This is a genomic window from Leptothrix sp. (in: b-proteobacteria) (assembly GCF_965250675.1).
Taxonomy (GTDB): domain Bacteria; phylum Pseudomonadota; class Gammaproteobacteria; order Burkholderiales; family Burkholderiaceae_C; genus Sphaerotilus.
Window position 1 is genome coordinate 329,269 of record NZ_CBDFPH010000011.1, and the last position, 20,006, is coordinate 349,274.

18 protein-coding genes are annotated in these 20,006 nt (G+C 68.4%); 7 read left to right on the top strand and 11 right to left on the bottom strand.

Going from position 1 to position 20,006, the window contains the following annotated elements; genetic code table 11:
* Positions 1-9 precede the first annotated feature (9 nt).
* The 3 genes from AC5IG3_RS16075 (at position 10) to AC5IG3_RS16085 (ending at position 2,612) form a co-directional block, all read left to right on the top strand.
* Positions 10-1,098: a hypothetical protein gene (locus tag AC5IG3_RS16075; protein WP_491907301.1), complete on the top strand. Its 1,089-nt coding sequence runs from the start codon at positions 10-12 to the stop codon at positions 1,096-1,098.
* Between the two features lie 20 nt (positions 1,099-1,118).
* Positions 1,119-2,240, top strand: coding sequence for a quinolinate synthase NadA (nadA, locus tag AC5IG3_RS16080; RefSeq protein ID WP_491907302.1), 1,122 nt, complete (start codon positions 1,119-1,121; stop codon positions 2,238-2,240).
* Between the two features lie 87 nt (positions 2,241-2,327).
* Positions 2,328-2,612 (top strand): late competence development ComFB family protein, encoded by a 285-nt coding sequence (locus AC5IG3_RS16085; protein WP_491907303.1) that lies wholly within the window; start codon positions 2,328-2,330, stop codon positions 2,610-2,612.
* A gap of 36 nt (positions 2,613-2,648) precedes the next feature.
* On the opposite strand, the gene nadB is transcribed toward AC5IG3_RS16085, so the two are convergent.
* A complete protein-coding gene (gene nadB / locus AC5IG3_RS16090; RefSeq protein WP_491907304.1) occupies positions 2,649-4,364 on the bottom strand; it encodes an L-aspartate oxidase in 1,716 nt (571 codons plus the stop codon).
* 116 nt (positions 4,365-4,480) lie between these two features.
* Here nadB and AC5IG3_RS16095 point away from each other — a divergent pair, with 116 nt between their 5' ends.
* The gene (locus AC5IG3_RS16095; protein WP_491907305.1) at positions 4,481-5,707 is read left to right on the top strand and encodes a hypothetical protein; all 1,227 of its coding nucleotides are present in this window, start codon (positions 4,481-4,483) and stop codon (positions 5,705-5,707) included.
* Positions 5,708-5,737: 30 nt separating this feature from the next.
* Here AC5IG3_RS16095 and clpB read toward each other — a convergent pair whose 3' ends face one another.
* The 9 genes from clpB to AC5IG3_RS16140 all read right to left on the bottom strand — a co-directional run bounded on the left by clpB (position 5,738) and on the right by AC5IG3_RS16140 (position 15,466).
* Entirely contained in the window at positions 5,738-8,341 is a 2,604-nt protein-coding gene (gene clpB / locus AC5IG3_RS16100; RefSeq protein WP_491907306.1) for an ATP-dependent chaperone ClpB, read from the bottom strand.
* Between the two features lie 94 nt (positions 8,342-8,435).
* Entirely contained in the window at positions 8,436-8,828 is a 393-nt protein-coding gene (locus tag AC5IG3_RS16105) for a CrcB family protein (RefSeq protein ID WP_491907307.1), read from the bottom strand.
* A 6-nt stretch (positions 8,829-8,834) separates the two neighbouring features.
* A complete protein-coding gene (locus AC5IG3_RS16110; RefSeq protein ID WP_491907308.1) occupies positions 8,835-9,341 on the bottom strand; it encodes a molybdenum cofactor biosynthesis protein MoaE in 507 nt (168 codons plus the stop codon).
* Position 9,342: 1 nt separating this feature from the next.
* Positions 9,343-9,594 carry a molybdopterin converting factor subunit 1 gene (gene moaD / locus AC5IG3_RS16115; protein WP_491907309.1) on the bottom strand — a complete coding sequence of 84 codons (252 nt, stop codon included), beginning with the start codon at positions 9,592-9,594 and terminating at the stop codon, positions 9,343-9,345.
* Position 9,595: 1 nt separating this feature from the next.
* On the bottom strand, positions 9,596-10,867 hold the full coding sequence (locus AC5IG3_RS16120; RefSeq protein ID WP_491907310.1) for a molybdopterin molybdotransferase MoeA: 1,272 nt from the start codon (positions 10,865-10,867) through the stop codon (positions 9,596-9,598).
* Positions 10,848-11,381 (bottom strand): molybdopterin-guanine dinucleotide biosynthesis protein B, encoded by a 534-nt coding sequence (mobB, locus tag AC5IG3_RS16125; protein ID WP_491907311.1) that lies wholly within the window; start codon positions 11,379-11,381, stop codon positions 10,848-10,850. Before mobB ends, AC5IG3_RS16120 begins: the two co-directional genes overlap by 20 nt.
* 25 nt (positions 11,382-11,406) lie before the next feature.
* Positions 11,407-12,837, bottom strand: coding sequence for a threonine synthase (gene thrC / locus AC5IG3_RS16130; RefSeq protein ID WP_491907312.1), 1,431 nt, complete (start codon positions 12,835-12,837; stop codon positions 11,407-11,409).
* Entirely contained in the window at positions 12,834-14,162 is a 1,329-nt protein-coding gene (locus AC5IG3_RS16135) for a homoserine dehydrogenase (RefSeq protein WP_491907313.1), read from the bottom strand. Before AC5IG3_RS16135 ends, thrC begins: the two co-directional genes overlap by 4 nt.
* A gap of 77 nt (positions 14,163-14,239) precedes the next feature.
* A complete protein-coding gene (locus AC5IG3_RS16140; RefSeq protein WP_491907314.1) occupies positions 14,240-15,466 on the bottom strand; it encodes a pyridoxal phosphate-dependent aminotransferase in 1,227 nt (408 codons plus the stop codon).
* 84 nt (positions 15,467-15,550) lie between these two features.
* Here AC5IG3_RS16140 and AC5IG3_RS16145 point away from each other — a divergent pair, with 84 nt between their 5' ends.
* The 3 genes from AC5IG3_RS16145 to AC5IG3_RS16155 all read left to right on the top strand — a co-directional run bounded on the left by AC5IG3_RS16145 (position 15,551) and on the right by AC5IG3_RS16155 (position 18,345).
* Positions 15,551-15,922, top strand: a complete 372-nt coding sequence (locus AC5IG3_RS16145) for an Mth938-like domain-containing protein (protein WP_491907315.1) — start codon at positions 15,551-15,553, stop codon at positions 15,920-15,922.
* A gap of 67 nt (positions 15,923-15,989) precedes the next feature.
* Positions 15,990-16,460: a peroxiredoxin gene (locus AC5IG3_RS16150; protein WP_491907316.1), complete on the top strand. Its 471-nt coding sequence runs from the start codon at positions 15,990-15,992 to the stop codon at positions 16,458-16,460.
* A gap of 148 nt (positions 16,461-16,608) precedes the next feature.
* Entirely contained in the window at positions 16,609-18,345 is a 1,737-nt protein-coding gene (locus AC5IG3_RS16155; RefSeq protein WP_491907317.1) for a PhoH family protein, read from the top strand.
* Here AC5IG3_RS16155 and AC5IG3_RS16160 read toward each other — a convergent pair.
* On the bottom strand, positions 18,342-19,964 hold the full coding sequence (locus AC5IG3_RS16160; protein ID WP_491907318.1) for a dipeptide ABC transporter ATP-binding protein: 1,623 nt from the start codon (positions 19,962-19,964) through the stop codon (positions 18,342-18,344). The two genes, AC5IG3_RS16155 and AC5IG3_RS16160, sit on opposite strands and share 4 nt — an antisense overlap.
* Between the last annotated feature and the right edge of the window lie 42 nt (positions 19,965-20,006).

Genomic DNA, 20,006 nt, shown 5'->3' on the forward strand with positions numbered 1-20,006 from the left:
ACCCCGACCGTGCCGAACTCCATTGCCCATACCGTCCGCGAACTGCGCACCAGCGACGCCTGGCCCAGCGCGCCGCGCCCCGAACTGCTGTTCAGCCGCGAAGCCTCGCCGCCGAAGCGCGTCATCGTCGCCTGGGACATCAGCCGCAGCGGCCATGAACTGAACCTGGCGCGCATGGCCACCGACGCCCAGCATGCCCCCCCGGCCCGCCTGGATGAGGTGCGCCTGTTCCGCACCGACGATGCCGTGCCGCTGGCCGTGATCAAGTACACCGTGGTCTCGGCAGACGTGGGCGACAAGCCCCACGACAGCTCCGGGCTGATCGGCCTGCTGCAGGTTCATGCCGCTGTCACCGATGCGCAAGCCACCCACATCGCCCTGACACTGCTGGCGCAGGCCGACCACGCACTGCTGCTGACCGGCGAGGCCGGCGGCGATGTCGTCATGCGCCGGCTGCTGCGTGCGCCCTGGCCCAAGGGCCTGCGCAGCCGGATCATCGAGACACCCGCGCCTGACCCGGCGATCAGCCCCTGGCCGTGGCTGCAGAATCTGATCCATCCCCCAGTGCAGGCCACGGCGACGGCGGCACCAGCCGACGACACAACGATCCCGGACAATGACGCCCAGAACACGGCCTCGGAGAACCCTGTGACACGACACAAAGCACCCCGCAATTCAGCGGAGAGCAACCCCGCCCACTCGGGCAAGACCGGCCCCGCGCCAGGCTCGGGCAGCGACAGCCCCCGCCCGAGCGCCGAGACCTGCCAGCAGGCGCTGGCGCTGGTCGCCATGGCGCCGGGCGTCACCGTGGCTGCCGTGCTGGACTGCCGCGACGGCAGCCTGCTGGCCCACCACGGCGCGCTGCCGCTGACCCAGCTGTGCGCCCACGCCGCCACCCAGCTCTGGAGCGCCTACAGCGCCCTGCCCGGCACGGAAACCCTGCACGAGCTGGACTGGGCCAGCGGCCAGCGCCACCACCTGCTGCTGCCGATCCGCAGCTATCCCGGCCTATGCCTGCTGGCGGCGGTGGACCGGGAGTTCGGTGACCTCGCGGCCGCCCGCTGGCAACTGGCCGTGGCGCGCAACAACTTCCTCTGAACCTGCAGAACAGCCTGACCATGACCTCCGTCCAGTTCGACTACCAGCAACAAGACGCCAGCGGCGCCGCCTGCATCGCCCACGCCTGGGCCAAGGTGCCCGAGCCGCTGACGCCCGACCAGCGCCAGCAGCTCAAAAGCCGCGCCCGCGACCTGCTCCTCCAGCACCAGGCCGTGCTGGTGGCGCATTACTACGTCGACGGCGACCTGCAGGATTTGGCGATGGAGACCGGTGGCTGCGTCTCCGACAGCCTGGAGATGGCCCGCTTCGGCCGCGACCACGCCGCGCAGACGCTCATCGTCGCCGGCGTACGCTTCATGGGCGAGAGCGCCAAGATCCTCAGCCCGCACAAGCGCGTGCTGATGCCCGACCTGGACGCCACCTGCTCGCTCGACCTCGGCTGCCCCGCCGACGCCTTCAACGCCTTCTGCGACGCCCACCCCGACCGCACCGTGGTGGTCTACGCCAACACCAGCGCGGCAGTGAAAGCGCGCGCCGACTGGATGGTCACCAGTTCCTGCGCGCTGGCCATCGTCCAGCACCTGCACGACCAGGGCAAGAAAATCCTCTGGGCGCCCGACCGCCACCTCGGCAACTACGTGCAGCGCCAGACAGGCGCCGACATGCTGATGTGGCAGGGTGACTGCATCGTGCACAACGAGTTCAAGGGCCTGGAGCTGGAACTGCTCAGGCGCGAGCATCCGCTGGCCAAGGTGCTGGTGCACCCGGAGTCGCCGCAGGCCGTGGTCGAGCAGGCCGATGTGGTGGGTTCCACCGCGCAACTGCTCAAGGCCGTGATCGAGCTGGACGCGCCCGAGTTCATCGTCGCCACCGACAACGGCATGTTCCACCGCATGCGCCAGGCCGCGCCCACCAAGACGCTGTTCGAGGCGCCCACCGCCGGCAACAGCGCCACCTGCAAGAGCTGCGCGCACTGCCCGTGGATGGCGATGAACGCGCTGCAGGGCGTGATCGATTGCCTGGAGCGCCTGGGCCAAGGCCACGGCGAGATTCAGGTCGAGGAAGCCACCCGCGTCAAGGCCGAAGGCTGCATCAACCGCATGCTGGATTTCGTCACCCGGAACCCGGCGGCCCTGAGCGCCCCGGCGGGCGGCTTCGTGCCGAAGATCGGCGCAGCCTGAATCTTGACCCGCTGATTTGCGTGATTGTTCAAGTTCGGCAGGGACTGACCGAAAACCCAGGGAACTTCCCTGCAGGACTTGTCGACCATGAGCTCAGATTTCAGCTCCGTGCACAACCACTACGAGCGACCGGTGTTTGACGCCGTCGCCCGGCTGGCGCCCCAGTACCCCTACCTTGGCGAGGAAACGCTGCCCGACGTGGCCTGCGTGGCCCTCAACCGGCTGGGGGCGCGCTACATCCGCCACTCGGTCGACCTGTCGTTCTACCTGACCGAGAAAGAGCGCCTGTCGATGGAGCAGACCATCAGCGACGCCGTCAGCTTCGCCTTCGAATTTGTGCAGGCGCGGCTGGCGATGCGGGCGCGGCGCTAGAGCGCCACGCCTCTCAAGCCACGACTCGCTCCGACGTCAAAGACTCCAGGCCGTCACATCGGCCAGCCGCGTGCGCAGGCCGGCGCGGCCGGGGTTGTGAGGTCGGCTGCGCGCCTCGCGCACCAGCACGGTCGGGAAGCTCACCGGCAGCGTGTCGGGGAAATCGCGGCTGAAGTGCAGGCCACGGCTCTCGTGGCGCAGCAGGGCCGAGCGCACGATCAGCTCGGCGCAGTCGACCAGGTTGCGCAACTCCAGCAGGTCGCGGTTGACGCGGAAGTTGGCGTAGTAGTCGTCGATCTCGCCGCGCAGCAGGTGGATGCGGTGCAACGCCCGCTCCAGCCGGCGCGTGGTGCGCACGATGCCGACGTAGTTCCACATCACCAGCCGCAACTCGTCCCAGTTGTGGGCGATCACAACCTGCTCGTCGGCATTCTCGACCTGGCTTTCATCCCAGGCCGGCAGCTGCGGGCGCTCGGCTGGCAGACGCGCGGTGATGGTGTCGGCGCAGGTGCGGCCCAGCACCACGCATTCGAGCAGTGAATTGCTCGCCAGCCGGTTGGCGCCGTGCAGGCCGGTATAGGTGGTCTCGCCCACCGCGAACAGGCCCGGCAGGTCGGTGCGGCCGTTCAGGTCGGTGACCACGCCGCCGCAGGTGTAGTGCGCCGCCGGCACCACGGGGATGGGCTGGCGGGCGATGTCGATGCCCAGCGCCAGGCAGCGCGCATGGATGGTCGGAAAATGCTCTTTCAGGAAGGCTTCACCCAGGTGCGTGGCGTCGAGCCACACGTGATCGAGGCCATGCTTCTTCATCTCGAAGTCGATGGCGCGTGCCACCACGTCGCGCGGCGCCAGTTCGGCCCGCTCGTCATGGTCGGGCATGAAGCGCCGGCCGGGACCCGTGCCATCCGTGGAGGGCAGTTTCAGGTAGGCGCCTTCACCGCGCAGCGCTTCGGTGATCAGGAAGCTGCGGTCCTGCGGGTGGTACAGGCAGGTCGGGTGGAACTGGATGAATTCCATGTTGCCGACCCGGCAACCCGCCCGCCAGGCCATCGCGATGCCGTCGCCGGTCGATGTATCCGGGTTGGTGGTGTAGCGGTAGACCTTGCCGGCACCGCCGCTGGCCAGCACCACGGCGCTGGCGGCCAGGGTTTCGACGCGCTGGGTGTCGATGTCGAGCGCGTAGACGCCGTAGCAACGCGGCGCCTCGTCGCGCTTGATGTGGCGCGAGGTCACCAGGTCGACCGCCATCCAGCGCTCGCGCAGGCTGATGTTGGGGTGGCACTTGACCTCGGCCAGCAGCGCGTCGTGGATGGCCTTGCCGGTGGCGTCCGCCGCGTGGGCGATGCGGCGCACGGCGTGGCCACCTTCGCGCGTGAGGTGCAGGCCGAGCGGGCCTTCGGGGTCGGGCGAGAACGCCACGCCTTGCGACACCAGCCACTCGATGGCGCGGGCGCTGCTCTCGGCGATGAAGCGGGCGGTGTGCTCGTCGACCAGGCCGGCGCCGGCTTCCTGCGTGTCGCGCACGTGGCTCTCGACGCTGTCGTCGCTGCCCAGCACGCCGACGATGCCGCCCTGCGCCCAGGCGGTGGCGGCTTCGTCCAGATGGCGCTTGGCCAGCACGATGACCGGCGTGGTCGCAGCCAGGTGCAGGGCGACCGTGAGGCCCGCCAACCCCGCGCCGATGATCACCACCGGCAGCATGTCGGCGGACGCCGATTCGGGCGAGTTCGGATTCTGTGTCTGGCTGGGCATGGCGTCGGGCCGTCAAAACGGGCGATGATAGGATGAACCCAAACCCTGGCGCACAGTCGCCCATCCGCTGTCCTCGGGCGAAAACGCCGGGCAGCGCCCCCGCTGAGGCCCCACGCATGCAACGAGCGCTCCATCCGGACGAACCGATCACGGTTCCGCCAGGCGCCCCCGCGCACGACACCCAGTACAACACGCAGGTGCAGCGCCATCCGGACGATCCGTCGGCCGCCGCAGCCGAGACCGGCGACATCGGCCAGGCCGTGGGTCCGCATGTGCGCGAACTGTTCGTGTCCTGCGAGCCGGCCGAGGCGCTGGTGCAGCAGCTGGAGCACCTGCGCCCGGCCTATGTGGCGCTGCACGACGTCGCCAGCCACGCCTCGGCCAAGCTGCTGCGCGCGGTGGCCGCCGCCGCCGGCCAGCCGCTGCAGCGGTTGGTGATCCGCCGCCACAGCTACGGCACCACGCTGGCCACGGTCGAGTTTGTCGACTGCCCCAGCGCAGCGGGCATCAGCGTGCGCTTCTACGGCACCGACGCCGAGTCCGACACCGCCACCCGCCTGGCCATCGGCCGCGTGCTGCTCTGCCACGCCAGCCTGGTCGTCGCCATGGTGGGCGATCTGCCGGCACACGCCCTGACCGAGCAGCTGCAGCCGCTGCGCCAGCTCATCTTCAGCCCCGAATGGCAGGCGCTGCAGCTGCAGCTGATGCCGCTGTCGGCCACCACCGCGCACGCGCTGGCCAACCTCTCGGCCGGGCTGGGCGCCGGCTCGGGCCTGCCCATCAGCGTGGCGCCGCTGGTGCAGAAGCCGCTGGAAGCCTGGTCGCACCTCAGCAAGACCTGGAACCAGCTGCAGAACAGCCTGCACCCTGACGGCCAGGGCGCGGCGCTGCTGACCGAACTGGCCCCGGCACGCCCCGACCTGCAGGCCATGCCCGGCCACCGCAACCGGCACACTCCGCCAGAAGCACCGCTCAAGCGCCTGGCGCGTGAAGCCGCTGCCCTGCCCGGCGTACAAGCCGTGTGCGTCTTTGAAGTCGCCACCAGCCGCGTGCTGGCCCAGGCCGGGCAGACGGCGGTCCCGGCCGACCTGGCCCGGCGTGGCACCCTGCTGCTGACGGCCGCCGCCACCAGCCGCAAGCACCTGGGCCTGCATGACCGGGTCGAAGAGCTGCTGGTCATGGGCGACAGCCAGGCGCTGGGCTTGCGCCTGCTGGCCTCGCACCCCGGCGTGGCGCTGCACCTGATCTTCAGCCCCAAGACCGCCGACTGGCCGCAACTGCGCCCACGCCTGATGGCGCTGGATGCCGCCGTGCACAGCCCCGGCCTGCCACCGGCCCGCTGAAAGCCCGGGCCGGTGGCGTGGTGCCTCGGTTCAATGCACCGTGCGCCCGAACTCGAAGTCGCCTGTGGCCGACACGCCCACCGGAATCACATCCTTCGGGCCGAAGCGGCCTTCCAGGATCAGCCGTGACAGCGGGTTCTCGATGCGGTGCTGAATCGCGCGCTTGAGCGGCCGCGCGCCAAATGCCGGGTCGAAGCCGACCTTGGCCAGCTCGGCCAGCGCCTCGGGCGACACATCCAGCCCCATGTCCATCTTGGCCAGCCGCGCTTCCAGAATCTTCAGCTGGATCTTGGCAATCGACTGGATGTTGGCCTCGTCGAGCGCGTGGAACACCACCGTCTCGTCGATGCGGTTCAGGAACTCGGGCCGGAAGTGGCTCTTGACCTCGCCCCACACCGCCTCGCGGATCAGCTCGGTGTCCTGCCCCGCCATCGACATGATCAGGTGCGAACCCAGGTTGCTGGTCATCACGATCACGGTGTTCTTGAAGTCGACCGTGCGGCCCTGGCCATCGGTCAGCCGGCCATCGTCCAACACCTGCAGCAGCACGTTGAAGACATCCGGGTGCGCTTTCTCGACCTCGTCGAGCAGCAGCACGCTGTAAGGCTTGCGGCGCACGGCCTCGGTCAGCGTGCCGCCTTCGTCGTAGCCGACATAGCCCGGCGGCGCCCCGATCAGCCGGCTGACCGAGTGCTTCTCCATGAACTCGCTCATGTCGACGCGGATCATGTGGTCCTCGCTGTCGAACAGGAAGCCTGCCAGCGCCTTGCACAGCTCGGTCTTGCCCACGCCGGTGGGGCCCAGGAACAGGAAGCTGCCCAGCGGCCGGTTCGGGTCGGAGAGGCCCGCGCGGGAGCGGCGGATCGAGTTGGCCACCGCCAGGATCGCCTCGTCCTGGCCCACCACGCGGTCGTGCAGCTTGGCCTCCATCTGCAGCAGCTTGTCGCGCTCGCCCTGCATCAGCTTGGAGACCGGAATGCCCGTCGCGCGCGACACCACCTCGGCGATTTCCTCGGCGCCCACCATCGTGCGCAGCAGCTGCGGCGTGCCGCCCTCCTTGCCCGACTTGGCCTTGCCCGCCTCCTTGGCCTGCGCCTCGTGCAGGCGCTTTTCCAGGTCCGGCAGCTTGCCGTACTGCAACTCAGCCACCTTGTTGAAGTCGCCACGGCGCTTGAATTCCTCGATCTGGTGCTTGATCTGCTCGATCTGCTCCTTGACCTGCGCCGAGCCCTGCGCTGCGGCCTTCTCCACCTTCCAGATTTCCTCCAGATCGGCGTAGTCGCGCTCGAGCTTGACGATCTCTTCCTCGATCAGGCCCATGCGCTTGATCGAGGCCTCGTCGCGTTCCTTGCGCACCGCCTCGCGCTCGATCTTGAGTTGGATCAGCCGGCGGTCGAGCTTGTCCATCACCTCGGGCTTGGAGTCGATCTCGATCTTGATCTTGGCCGCCGCCTCGTCGATCAAGTCGATGGCCTTGTCGGGCAGAAAGCGGTCGGTGATGTAGCGGTGGCTCAACTCGGCCGCAGCGACGATGGCCGGGTCGGTGATCTCCACGCCGTGGTGGATCTCGTACTTTTCCTGCAGGCCGCGCAGGATGGCGATGGTGGCCTCGACCGTCGGCTCGTCGACCAGCACCTTCTGGAAGCGGCGCTCCAGCGCGGCGTCCTTCTCGACGTACTTGCGGTATTCGTTCAGCGTGGTCGCGCCGATGCAATGCAACTCGCCCCGCGCCAGCGCGGGCTTGAGCATGTTGCCCGCGTCCATCGCACCCTCGGCCTTGCCGGCGCCGACCATGGTGTGCAGCTCGTCAATGAACAGGATGATGCGGCCCTCGTCCAGCGCCACTTCCTTGAGCACCGCCTTGAGGCGCTCCTCGAACTCGCCGCGGAACTTGGCGCCCGCCAGCAGGCCGGCCATGTCGAGCACCAGCACGCGCTTGTCGCGCAGGGTGTCGGGCACCTCGCCGTTGACGATGCGCTGCGCCAGGCCTTCGACGATCGCCGTCTTGCCCACACCCGGCTCGCCGATCAGCACCGGGTTGTTCTTGGTGCGGCGCTGCAGCACCTGGATGGCGCGGCGGATCTCGTCGTCGCGGCCGATCACCGGGTCGAGCTTGCCTTGCCGTGCGCGCTCGGTCAGGTCGAGCGTGTATTTTTTGAGCGCCTCGCGCTGGCCTTCGGCCTCGGGGTTGTCGACCTTCTGGCCGCCGCGCACCGCGTCCACTGCGGCTTCGAGCGCCTTGCGCGTCAGGCCGTGGCCGCGCACCGTCGCGCCCAGATCGGTCTTGGCCTCGGCCAGCGCCAGCAGGAACAGCTCGCTGGCGATGAACTGGTCACCGCGCTGCATGGCCTCCTTGTCGGTCGCCTGCAGCAGCGTGGTCAGGTCGCGCCCCGGCTGCACCGGCCCGCCGCCCTGCACGCTCGGCAGGCCCTTGATGAGCAGGTCGGCCGCCGTCTTCAGCGCCGTGGTGTTGGCGCCGGCACGGTCGAGCAAGGCGCGCGGCCCGTCCGGCTGGGCCAGCATCGCCGCCAGCACATGGACGGGCTCGATGTAGGCGTTGTCACGCGCCACGGCCAGACTTTGCGCGTCAGCCAGGGCTTGTTGAAAGGCAGTCGTGAGTTTGTCGAGTCGCATGGGTTGAAACCTCCGGGTTGGCGAGGAGTTGAGGCGAGCACACGCCATTTCAAGCCCAGCATCGCCACTCAAGTGGCGGGCGGTTTAATTCAGATCAAACCAAGGTCCCGGGCCAGAACCACCGCCCCAGCGCATGCCCCAGTGCGGCACAACCCAGCGCGCCCACCACATGCGCCAGCGTGTGCGCCAGCGCCAGGCCGTAGCGGCCCGACAGCAGCAGGCCGAGCGACTCACCCGAGAAGGCCGAGAACGTCGTCAGCCCGCCCAGAAAACCGGTGATGGCCAGCAGGCGCCAGACCTGCTGGTCCGGGTGGAGCCGAAACCACGCCAGCGCCAGCCCGATCAGCAGCCCGCCGCCCAGGTTGACGGCCAGCGTGCCCGCCGGCCAGCCGGCAATCAGCCCGAGCCGCGAGCCCGCTTGCCAGCGCACCAAGGCGCCGGCCGCCGCACCGACACCGACCGCCATGGCCTGGATCAAGGCACTCATGGCCGCTCAGACCTGGTTGGCCGAGGCGATGCCCCAACGCTGCAGCGCGGCGTCATCACTGACGCGGGCGTCGACCCAGCGGGCGCCTTCCGGCGTGGTTTCCTTCTTCCAGAACGGCGCCTGGGTCTTGAGGTAGTCCATCAGGAACTCGCAGGCCTGGAAGGCCTGGCCCCGGTGCGCGGAGGTCACCACCACCAGCACGATCTGGTCGAGCGGCAGCAGCGGCCCGACGCGGTGGATGACGCGCGCGGCGCGGATGTCGAAGCGCTGCTGGGCCATGTCGATCATGGCCTCGATGCTGCGCTCGGTCATGCCGGGGTAGTGCTCCAGCTCCATCGCCGAGATGCCGCCCGCATCGCCGGTGCGGTCGCGCACCGTGCCGATGAAACTGACGACCGCGCCCACACCCGCATCATGAGCGCGCAGCGCGGCGACCTCGGCCGACAGGTCGAAGTCTTCGGTCTGGATGGTGACGCGGGTAGCGTGCGAGGGGCGGGCCGCAGCAGCGCTCATGTCAGCCTCCGGTGACGGGCGGGAAGAAGGCGACTTCGGCGCCGTCGGTCAGCTCGGCCGCTTCCGCGCACAGCGTCTGGTTGAGCGCAGCGCGCAGCGCCCGACCCCGCGCCAGCGCAGCGGCGTAAGGCTCGCCCCGGGCGATCAGCGTGTCGCGCAGCGTGCCGACCGTGGTGCCAGCGGCCACGTCGAGCGCCTCACCGGAACCCAGGGCTTCGCGCAGCGAAGCGAAGTAGCGCAGTTGGATCTTCATGTCAGCTCAATTCCCGCAGCGGCAGAAAGCGCACCAGGTCGCCGGCCTGCACCACCTGGCCGGAAGTGAGATCCACCAGCCCGTCGCCCCAGACCACCGAGGTCAGCACGCCCGAGCCCTGGTTCGGGTAGAGCGCCAGCCCGCCTTGCGCGTTGATGCGGGCACGCACGAATTCGCGCCGACGGTCAGGGCGCGGCCAGTCGAAATCGGCGCGCAGCGTGTAGGCGCGCGGCGCCAAGTCGGTCGCGCCCATCAGGCGCAGCAGCACCGGGCGCACCAGCAGCTGGAAGGTGACGTAGCTGGAGACCGGGTTGCCGGGCAGGCCGATGAACCAGGCCTCACCCGCATCCCCACCCTGCTCGCGCCGTACCGCGCCGAACGCCAGCGGCTTGCCGGGCTTGATCGCCATCTGCCACAGGTCCAGCCGGCCTTCGGCCTGCACCGCGGGCTTCAGGTGGTCTTCTTCGCCCACCGACACCCCCCCGCAGGTCAGGATCAGGTCGGCCTGCTGCGCGGCCTGGCGCAGCGCGGCGCGGGTGGCGTCCAGGCGGTCGGGCACGATGCCCAGATCGATCACCTCGCAGCCCAGCGCCTGCAGCAGCGCGCGGTGGGTGAAGCGGTTGGAGTTGTAGATGGCGCCGGGCGGCATGGCGTCGGGCGCGACTTCGCCGGGCATGACGAGTTCATCACCGGTCGAGAACACCACCACGCGCGGGCGGCGCGCCACCGTCAGGCGCCCGGCACCCACCGACGCGGCCAGGCCGAGTGCCTGCGGCGTCAACCGGGTGCCGGCGCTCAGCACGACCGCGCCGCGTTGAACGTCTTCGCCACGGCGGCGAATCCACTGGCCGACGTCCACCGTCGCCTTGACGCGCATGGCGGCAGTGCCGTCGGCCAGCGTCAGCGCCTCGCACTGCTCCTGCATCACGACCGCATCGGCACCGGCAGGAATTTGCGCGCCGGTGAAGATGCGCGCCGCCGTGCCGGGCTGCAGCGGCTGGCCGACCACGCCGGCGGGAATGCGCTGGCTGATCGGCAAGGCGACGTCGGCGACCCCATCCGCCGCGCGCAGTGCGTAGCCGTCCATGGCGGTGTTGTCGGCGGGCGGCACGTCGATCAGGCTGGCGACATCGGCCGCCAGCACGCGGCCGAGCGCATCGAAGGTCGAGACGTCCTCCGTCGTGCCCAGCGGGCTGACGGCGGTCAGCAGACGCGCCAGCGCGTAGTCCAGGCTTTGCAGCGGCGGGCGGCGATCAGCGGGGGGCGTAGTCATAGCGGGCGGCGTCCTGCTGCAGGAAGTGGGCGATGGTGGCGGGCTGATCGAGGTCGAGCACGGGCAACTGCGTCGGCTCGGGCAACGGGTCGTTGGTCGCCACCGCCACCACATGCGGGTCGTGCGGGTAGCGCAGATCCGCCGGGCGCACGGCGCGCCAGACTTCGATCTTGGGCAGGTCGGCGTGCTTGAAGCCTTCGACCAGCACCCAGTGCGGACGGTTGGCGTCGCCCAAGTCGGTGAGCTGGGCGATCAGCTCATGCACGTCCGGCTCGCGTTCGGACTCGAACTCGCGCATCAGCGCGACGCGGTGGCTGTTGGCCACCAGCACCTCGTAGGCGCCCGCCGCGCGGTGGCGGTAGCTGTCCTTGCCGGGCAGGTCGATGTCAAAGCGCTTGTGGGCGTGCTTGATGACCGACACCCGCGCGCCGCTGGCCTTGAGCGCGGCGATCAGGCCCTCGGCCAGCGTGGTCTTGCCGGAGCCGGAGGCGCCGCACAGGCCGACGACCTTCATCCGCGTGAAGCCTTCATCGGGCCGCTCACAGCGGCACGTGCTGGCGGATGTACGCCTGCACCTGCGCCGTGTCGGCCGGCATGACCTGGAAGCGCTTGGGGCGGCTCTCCAGATCGGCCAGACCGTCGGGACGCGGCGCGTGCACGTCGGGGCCGAGCGCCTCGGCAATCGTGGCTTCGAACTTGGCAGGCAGCGCGGTCTCGAGCACGATCATCGGCACGCCGTCTTCGCGCAGTTCGCGCGCGACCTTGACGCCGTCGGCGGTGTGGGTGTCGACCAGCACGCCCTGGCCGGTCCAGGTGGCGCGGATGGTCGCCAGCCGGTCGGCGTGGGTCGAACGGCCGGACTGGAAGCCGTAACCAGGGATGCGGGCGAACTCCTCGGCGCTGATCTGAAACACGCCGGCCTGCGCCAGCGCGTCGCCGAACAAGGCCTTGGTGTGCGCGCCGTCGCGACCAAGCAGGTCGAAGATGAAGCGCTCGAAGTTGCTCGCCTTGGAGATGTCCATCGACGGGCTGGAGGTCTCGTAGGTCTCGGCACTGGCCCGCACGCGGTAGGTGCCGGTGCGGAAGAACTCTTCCAGCACGTTGTTCTCGTTGGTGGCCACCACCAGATGCTTGACCGGCAGGCCCATCATGCGGGCAACGTGGCCGGCGCAGACGTTGCCGAAGTTGCCCGACGGCACGGTGAAGCTGACCTGCTCGTCGTTCGACTGGGTGGCCTGGAAGTAGCCGGCGAAGTAGTACACCACCTGCGCCAGCAGCCGCGCCCAGTTGATCGAGTTGACGGTGCCGATGCGGTACTGGCGCTTGAAGGCCAGGTCGTTGGACACCGCCTTGACAATGTCCTGGCAGTCGTCGAACACGCCTTCCACGGCGATGTTGTGGATGTTGGCGTCCTGCAGGCTGAACATCTGCGCCTGCTGGAACGGACTCATGCGACCGTGCGGGCTGAGCATGACGACGCTGACGTTGTGCTTGCCGCGCATGGCGTATTCGGCCGCGCTGCCGGTGTCGCCGCTGGTGGCGCCGAGGATGTTGAGCGTCTCGCCACGGCGCGCCAGTTCGTACTCGAACAGGTTGCCGAGCAGCTGCATCGCCATGTCCTTGAAGGCCAGCGTCGGACCGTTGGACAGGGCTTCCAGGCACAGGCCGGCTTCGAGCGGCTTCAGCGGCACGATTTCAGCCGTGCCGAACACATCGGCCGTGTAGGTCTTGCGGGTCAGCACGCGCAGGTCATCGGCCGGAATGTCGTCGATGTAGAGCGACAGGATCTCGAAGGCCAGGTCGGCGTAGCCGCCATGGGCCAGGACGCCGCGCCAGGCGGCGAGCGTGGCCGCGTCGACCTTGGGGTAGGCAACCGGCAGGTACAGGCCGCCATCGGGCGCGAGGCCTTCCAGCAGGATTTCGCAGAAATGGCGCTCGGTGCGGTCGCCTCGGGTGCTGATGTACTTCACGCCAACTCTTCCTTGCGCAGGCTGACGATCGGTGCCAGCACGGTCGGCAGCGCCTGCATCTGCGCCAGCGCGGCGCGCATGCGGCCTTCGACGGTGTCGTGGGTCAGGATGATGACGTCGGTCTGGTTCTCGCCTTCGGCGGACTCGCGCTGCAGCACGGCGTCGATCGAGATGTCGCTCTCGGCCAGGATGCGGGTGATGGCGGCCAGCACGCCCTTCTGGTCGGCCACGCGCAGGCGCAGGTAGAAGGCGGTGACGACGGACTCGATGCCGACGATCGGCGTGGCGTGCAACTCGTCAGGCTGGAAGGCCAGGTGCGGCACGCGCTGCTCGGGGTCGGCGGTGTGCAGGCGGGTGATGTCGACCAGGTCGGCGATCACGGCGCTGGCGGTCGGCTCGCTGCCGGCGCCCTTGCCGTAGTAGAGCGTGGTGCCGACGGCGTCGCCCTGCACCATCACGGCGTTCATGGCGCCTTCGACGTTGGCGATCAGGCGCTTGGCCGGCACCAGGGTGGGGTGCACGCGCAACTCGATGCCGCCGGCCACGCCGTTGACGCTGGCCTGGCGCTTGGCGATGCCCAGCAGCTTGATGCGGTAGCCGAGTTGCTCGGCGTAGCGGATGTCGGCCGCGCCCAGCTTGGTGATGCCCTCGACGTAAGCCTTGTCGAACTGCACCGGGATGCCGAAGGCCAGCGCGCTCATCAGCGTGGCCTTGTGGGCGGCGTCGACGCCTTCGATGTCGAAGGTCGGGTCGGCCTCGGCATAGCCCAGCGCCTGCGCCTCCTTGAGCACGACCGCGAAGTCGAGGCCCTTGTCGCGCATCTCCGACAGGATGAAGTTGGTGGTGCCGTTGATGATGCCGGCGATCCACTCGATGCGGTTGGCGGTCAGGCCCTCGCGCAGCGCCTTGATGATGGGGATACCGCCAGCGACGGCCGCCTCGAAGGCCACCATCACGCCCTTTTCACGGGCGGCCGCAAAGATCTCGGTGCCGTGCACGGCCAGCAGCGCCTTGTTGGCCGTCACGACGTGCTTGCCGGCGGCGATCGCTTCGAGCACCAGCGCCTTGGCAATGCCGTAGCCGCCGATCAGCTCGATGACGATGTCGATCTCGGGGTTGGCGATCACGGCGCGCGCGTCGGCGACCACCTGCACGCCGTCGCCGACGATTTCACGGGCGCGTTCGGTGTTGAGGTCGGCCACCATCGTGATCTCAATGCTGCGACCGGCGCGGCGGCGAATCTCTTCCTGGTTGCGGGTGAGCACGTTGAACGTGCCGCTGCCAACGGTACCGATGCCCAGCAGGCCGACTTGGATGGGTTTCATGAGACAAGGGGCGCGTCGAGGCGCCGGGTTCAGGGGAGAAGTGGGCGAAAGGTCTGGCGTCAGGCCGACGTCACGCCTCAGGCGTGGCGGCGGCGGTAGCCGTCCAGGAAACGGGCAATGCGGCCGACCGCATCGGTCAGGTCGTCGGAGTTGGGCAGGAAGACCAGCCGGAAGTGGTCCGGCGTCTTCCAGTTGAAGCCAGTGCCCTGCACGATCAGCACCTTCTCGTCGGCCAGCAGTTCGTAGGCGAACTGCTGGTCGTCGGTGATCGGGTACATCTTCGGGTCCAGGCGCGGGAACATGTAGAGCGCCGCCTTGGGCTTGACGACGCTGACGCCAGGGATCTGCGTCAGCAGGTCATAGGCCAGGTCGCGCTGGCGGCACAGCCGGCCGGTGGGCACGACCAGGTCCTTGATGCTCTGGTAACCACCCAGCGCGGTCTGGATCGCCAGCTGGCCGGGCGTGTTGGCGCACAGGCGCATGGTGGCCAGCATGTTGAGGCCTTCGATGTAGTCCTTGGCATGGCGCTTGTCGCCCGAGACCACCATCCAGCCGGCGCGGTAGCCGCAGGAGCGGTAGTTCTTGCTCAGGCCGTTGAAGGTGACGAACAGCACGTCGTCTGCCAGAGAGGCAATGCTGGTGTGGGTGTTGCCGTCGTAGAGCGTCTTGTCGTAGATCTCGTCGGCAAAGATGATCAGCTGGTGCTGGCGCGCCACGTCGACGATCTCACGCAGCAGGCTGTCAGGATAGAGCGCGCCGGTCGGGTTGTTCGGGTTGATGACGACGATCGCCTTGGTCCGCGGCGTGATCTTGGCCTTGATGTCGGCGATGTCCGGATACCAGTCGCTCTGCTCGTCGCACTGGTAGTGCACCGGCGTGCCGCCCGACAACGACACCACGGCGGTGTAGAGCGGGTAGTCGGGCGAGGGAATCAGCACCTCGTCGCCGTCGTCGAGCAGCGCGTTCATGCTCATGGCGATCAGCTCGGAGGCGCCGTTGCCCAGGTAGACGTCATCGACCGTCACGCCGGCGATGTTCTTCTCCTGCGTGTAGTGCACCACCGACTTGCGCGGCGCGAACAGGCCCTTGCTGTCGGTGTAGCCGGCCGCGTTGGAGAGGTTGCGGATCATATCCTGCACGATCTCCTCGGGCGGCTCCAGCCCGAACACCGCCAGATTGCCGATGTTGAGCTTGATGATCTTGTGCCCTTCTTCTTCCATCTGGCGCGCCTTCTCGACCACCGGACCACGGACGTCGTAGCACACGTTGGCGAGCTTGCTGGATTTGACGATGGGCTTGAGCACAAGTGTTCCTTAAATCAAAGCAATGGCAGACGAAAGATAGAATTTTACGCATAGCCCCTCGGGGCAGCCACCGGACGTCGCACCGTGAAGTTTCAGCCCGACCACCTCGAAGGCGTCAACGCCATTTCGGCCCGCACCGCAGACGCCATTTCCATCAACGGCCAGGTCTGGCGCTCCAGCCTGATCGTGCCCTGGCGGGGCGACATCCAGGCCTGGGATTGCGCCCGCCACGCCGACCTGCAGGCCGAGCATTTCGAGGCGCTGATCGCCCTGCAGCCCGAGGTGATCATCTACGGCAGCGGCGCTGCGCTGAAGTTCGCCTCGCCCGTGCTGCTGCGCAGCCTGATGCAGCACCGTATCGGGGTCGAGAGCATGGACACGGCCGCCGCCTGCCGCACCTACAACATCCTCGTCAACGAGGGCAGGCGCGTGGTCGGTGCGTTGCTGCTGGGGTGAAACCCTCAAGCCCTTATAATCTGTGGGCTGTGCCCGACCGGGCATTTTGAACACATATAGACACTGCATGACGCCCGCTATCAATAAAGCTCTTCCCGAACTTGAAGCGAATGCAACCGGTGGCGTGAAATTCACCCCTCAGGCCTTTATCGGCAAGACCGTGGTGCTGTACTTCTACCCGAAGGACAACACGCCCGGCTGCACGACTGAAGCGATGCAGTTTCGCGACCAGCACCAGGCGTTTGCCGACGCCGGTGCCGTGGTCTTCGGTGTTTCGCGCGACAACATGGCCTCGCATGACAAGTTCAAGCAGAACCTCGAGTTGCCGTTCAACCTGATCGCCGACACCGAAGAAAAGCTCTGCCACATGTTCGGCGTGGTCAAGAACAAGATCATGTACGGCAAGAAGGTCAAGGGCATCGAGCGCTCGACCTTCCTGATCAACCCCAAGGGCATCCTGTGCGCCGAGTGGCGCGGCATCAAGGTCGCCGGCCACGTCGACGAAGTGCTCAAGGCGGTTCAGGATCTCAAGGGCTGATTTCACGATCCGGGTATGCATAATCGTTGCATGCGCGTGACCCCCTCCCCGCACCACTGCCTGACCGACGTGACACTGTCGGTCGACTCCTCAAGCCGTACAGCTCGCTGTGCGGCTTTTTGCTTTCTGGCTTCGTCACACTGAACTCATGCCACTGCCAAAACCTCCAGCCAAACGCGGCGCGATGCTTGACGCCAGCGCCTTCGAGACTTCAGCGACGCTCCAGCCCGCGCAGAAATCCACCCGCCGCCCGGCCAAACCGACGCCCGCTGCGGCACCGGTCATGGCGCCTGTGGCGACCCGAACCGCTGCAGCCGGCAACAAGCCCGCAGCGAAGCGGCCGGCGCCGGCCCCTGCGGCCAAAGTCCGTCCCACCGCCTCACCGGTGGTTGTGGTGGCCGAAGCTGCCAAAGCCCCCGCACCGGTTGCGCCCAAGCCGCCCGCCACGACTGGCTCGCGCCGCGCCCGTACGCCACGCGGCACCGGCCCGGCCAAGCTGTTCGTGCTCGACACCAATGTGCTGATGCACGACCCGATGTCGATCTTCCGCTTCGAAGAGCATGACATCTACCTGCCGATGATCACGCTCGAAGAGCTCGACGGCCACAAGAAGGGCATGAGCGAGGTCTCGCGCAACGTGCGCCAGGTCAGCCGCGAGCTGGATGCGCTGGCCGCCAGCCTCGAGGACACCGCCAACCTCAACACCGCAGCCGGCATTGCGCTGGCCAAGACCGGCCACCGCGAGGCCGGCGGCAAGCTGTTCTTCCAGACCACGCTGCTGGACGTCACGCTGCCCACCGGCTTGCCGCAGGGCAAGGCCGACAACCAGATCCTGGGCGTGGTGAAGGCCTTGCGCACGCAGTTCAACGACCGCGAGGTGGTGCTGGTGTCCAAGGACATCAACATGCGCATCAAGGCGCGTGCGCTCGGTCTGCCCGCCGAGGACTACTTCAACGACAAGACGCTCGAAGACGGCGACCTGCTCTACACCGGCGCACTGCCGCTGCAGGCCGACTTCTGGGAGCGCCACGGCAAGACCATGGAGAGCTGGCAGCAGAACGGCGCCACCTACTACCGCATCAGCGGCCCGCTGGTGCCGGCGCTGATGATCAACCAGTTCGTCTACTTCGAAGCCGCGGGCGCCGCGCCGCTCTACGCCAAGGTCACCGAGATCACGGGCAAGAGCGCCGTGCTCAAGACCCTCAAGGACTACACCCACGCCAAGCATTCGGTCTGGGGCGTGAGCGCCCGCAACCGCGAGCAGAACTTTGCGCTCAACCTGCTGATGGACGCCGAGTGCGACTTCATCACCCTGACCGGCACCGCCGGCACCGGCAAGACACTGATGACGCTGGCCGCCGCGCTGAGCCAGGTGATGGACGAGCGGCGCTACACCGAAATCATCGTCACCCGCGTGACCGTGCCGGTGGGCGAGGACATCGGCTTCCTGCCCGGCACCGAGGAAGAGAAGATGAGCCCGTGGATGGGCGCGCTCGACGACAACCTCGAAGTGCTCGGGCGCGGCGATGGCGGCGGCGGTGAATGGGGCCGTGCAGCGACCACCGATCTGGTGCGCAGCAAGATCAAGATCAAGAGCCTGAACTTCATGCGCGGGCGCACCTTCCTGAACAAGTTCGTCATCATCGACGAGGCGCAGAACCTCACGCCCAAGCAGATGAAGACGCTGATCACGCGCGCCGGGCCGGGCACAAAAATCGTCTGCCTGGGCAACCTGGCGCAAATCGACACGCCCTACCTCACCGAAGGCTCTTCCGGCCTGACCTACGCGGTCGACCGCTTCAAGGGCTGGCCGCATTCGGGCCACATCATGCTGGCGCGCGGCGAGCGCTCACGGCTGGCGGACTTCGCCTCCGAGGTGCTCTAAGCCGTTCCGCCCAGCCGGGGCACCGCCGCCAGCAGTTGCTGCGTGTAGGGATGCGCCGGCCGCTGCAGCACCTGCGCGACCGGGCCGGCCTCGACGATGTGGCCGGCGCGCATCACCGCCACGTCATCAGCCACCACCTCGACCATGCCGAGGTGGTGGCTGATGAACAGCATCGCCACGCCGGTCTCGCGCTGCAACTCGGCCAGCAGGCTCAAGATCTGAGCCTGCGCCGCCACATCGAGCGCCGAGGTCGGCTCATCGCACACCAGCAGGCGCGGCTGCACGGCCAGCGCACGCGCAATGGCAATGCGTTGCCGCTGCCCACCCGAGAGCTCATGGGGATAACGCGCCAGCGCCGCAGCCGGCAGGCCGACGCGGTCGAGCCAGTGGCGCGCGGCGGCCTGCCGGGCAGCTGCATTCAACTCAGGCCGCAGCGCGATCAGGCCTTCCTGCAGCGCGTCGGCGACCAACTGGCGCGGGTCGAGCGAGGCCTGCGGGTCCTGGAACACCATCTGCACCTGCCGGCGCACCTGCCGCAGCGCCGCGCCTTGCAGCGTCAGCAGGTTCTGCCCGGCCCAGTCCGCCTGACCGCTCACGCACGCCGTGCCTTGCAGCAGTTGCAGCAGCGCCCGGCCCGTGGTGGTCTTGCCGCTGCCCGACTCGCCCACCAGCGCCAGCGTGCGGCCGGCGGCCACCTGGAACGACACACCGTCCACGGCGGCGTGGTGCTCGGCGGGGATGCCACTGAGGCGTCGCAGCCAGCCTGATCGCTGCGGGAATTCCACGCGCAGATCACGCACCGTCAGCAACGGAGCGGCAGGGGGCACAGCGGTCGAACGGGGATCCGTCCGGGCGGTACTGGACCAGACCTGCAGCAGCTGCCACGCCTGCGGGTGACGCGGCGCGCTGAAGAATTCCGCCGCCGGCGCGACCTCGACGATCTGCCCGGCCACCATCAGCGCCACCTGCTGCGCGCGTTGCGCCACCAAGGCCAGGTCATGGCTGATGAGCAGCAGTCCCAAACCCAGCTCGCGCTGCAGTTGCTGCAGCAGGTCGAGTACCTGCTGCTGGGTGGTCATGTCGAGGGCGGTGGTCGGCTCGTCGGCGATCAGGAAATCAGGCTCGGCCGCCAGCGCCATGGCGATCATGACGCGCTGCTGCTGGCCACCAGACAGGCGGAACGGATAGTCGTCCAGCGCGCTGGCGGGCAAGTCCACCCGTTGCAACCACGCCAGCGCCCGCTGCCGCGCCGCGGTACCCCGCAGCGGGGTATGGGCCTTGATCGCCTCGCGCAACTGCGCGCCCACCGTCAGCACAGGGTTCAGACAAGTGGCCGGCTCCTGGAAAATCATGCCGATGCGCCCGCCGCGCACCGCGCACATGGCGGATTCGGGCAGGTCGAGCAGGTCCAGCTCGGTGCCATCGGCCTCGCACAGGCAGACTGCGCCGGCCTCGATGCGGCCGGCCTCCGGCAACAGCCGCATCAGCGCCAGTGCGGTCAGGCTCTTGCCGCAGCCGGACTCGCCCACCAGCGCCACGGTCTGGCCGCGCGGAATGTCCAGACTCAGATCCCGGATGGCATGCCGCCGGGCGGCGTCTTGCGCCCCCGGCAGACTCATGCTCAGGCCCCTGATGCTCAACCGGGTGGCGCGTGGCCGGGG

Excerpts from the sequence above, each read along its gene's own strand:
- nadA (WP_491907302.1), top strand. The coding sequence starts at position 1,119 with ATGACCTCCGTCCAGTTCGACTACCAGCAACAAGACGCCAGCGGCGCC.
- AC5IG3_RS16085 (WP_491907303.1), top strand. The coding sequence starts at position 2,328 with ATGAGCTCAGATTTCAGCTCCGTGCACAACCACTACGAGCGACCGGTG.
- nadB (WP_491907304.1), bottom strand. The coding sequence starts at position 4,364 with ATGCCCAGCCAGACACAGAATCCGAACTCGCCCGAATCGGCGTCCGCC.
- AC5IG3_RS16095 (WP_491907305.1), top strand. The coding sequence starts at position 4,481 with ATGCAACGAGCGCTCCATCCGGACGAACCGATCACGGTTCCGCCAGGC.
- clpB (WP_491907306.1), bottom strand. The coding sequence starts at position 8,341 with ATGCGACTCGACAAACTCACGACTGCCTTTCAACAAGCCCTGGCTGAC.
- AC5IG3_RS16105 (WP_491907307.1), bottom strand. The coding sequence starts at position 8,828 with ATGAGTGCCTTGATCCAGGCCATGGCGGTCGGTGTCGGTGCGGCGGCC.
- AC5IG3_RS16110 (WP_491907308.1), bottom strand. The coding sequence starts at position 9,341 with ATGAGCGCTGCTGCGGCCCGCCCCTCGCACGCTACCCGCGTCACCATC.
- moaD (WP_491907309.1), bottom strand. The coding sequence starts at position 9,594 with ATGAAGATCCAACTGCGCTACTTCGCTTCGCTGCGCGAAGCCCTGGGT.
- AC5IG3_RS16120 (WP_491907310.1), bottom strand. The coding sequence starts at position 10,867 with ATGACTACGCCCCCCGCTGATCGCCGCCCGCCGCTGCAAAGCCTGGAC.
- mobB (WP_491907311.1), bottom strand. The coding sequence starts at position 11,381 with ATGAAGGTCGTCGGCCTGTGCGGCGCCTCCGGCTCCGGCAAGACCACG.
- AC5IG3_RS16135 (WP_491907313.1), bottom strand. The coding sequence starts at position 14,162 with ATGAAACCCATCCAAGTCGGCCTGCTGGGCATCGGTACCGTTGGCAGC.
- AC5IG3_RS16150 (WP_491907316.1), top strand. The coding sequence starts at position 15,990 with ATGACGCCCGCTATCAATAAAGCTCTTCCCGAACTTGAAGCGAATGCA.
- AC5IG3_RS16155 (WP_491907317.1), top strand. The coding sequence starts at position 16,609 with ATGCCACTGCCAAAACCTCCAGCCAAACGCGGCGCGATGCTTGACGCC.
- AC5IG3_RS16160 (WP_491907318.1), bottom strand. The coding sequence starts at position 19,964 with ATGAGTCTGCCGGGGGCGCAAGACGCCGCCCGGCGGCATGCCATCCGG.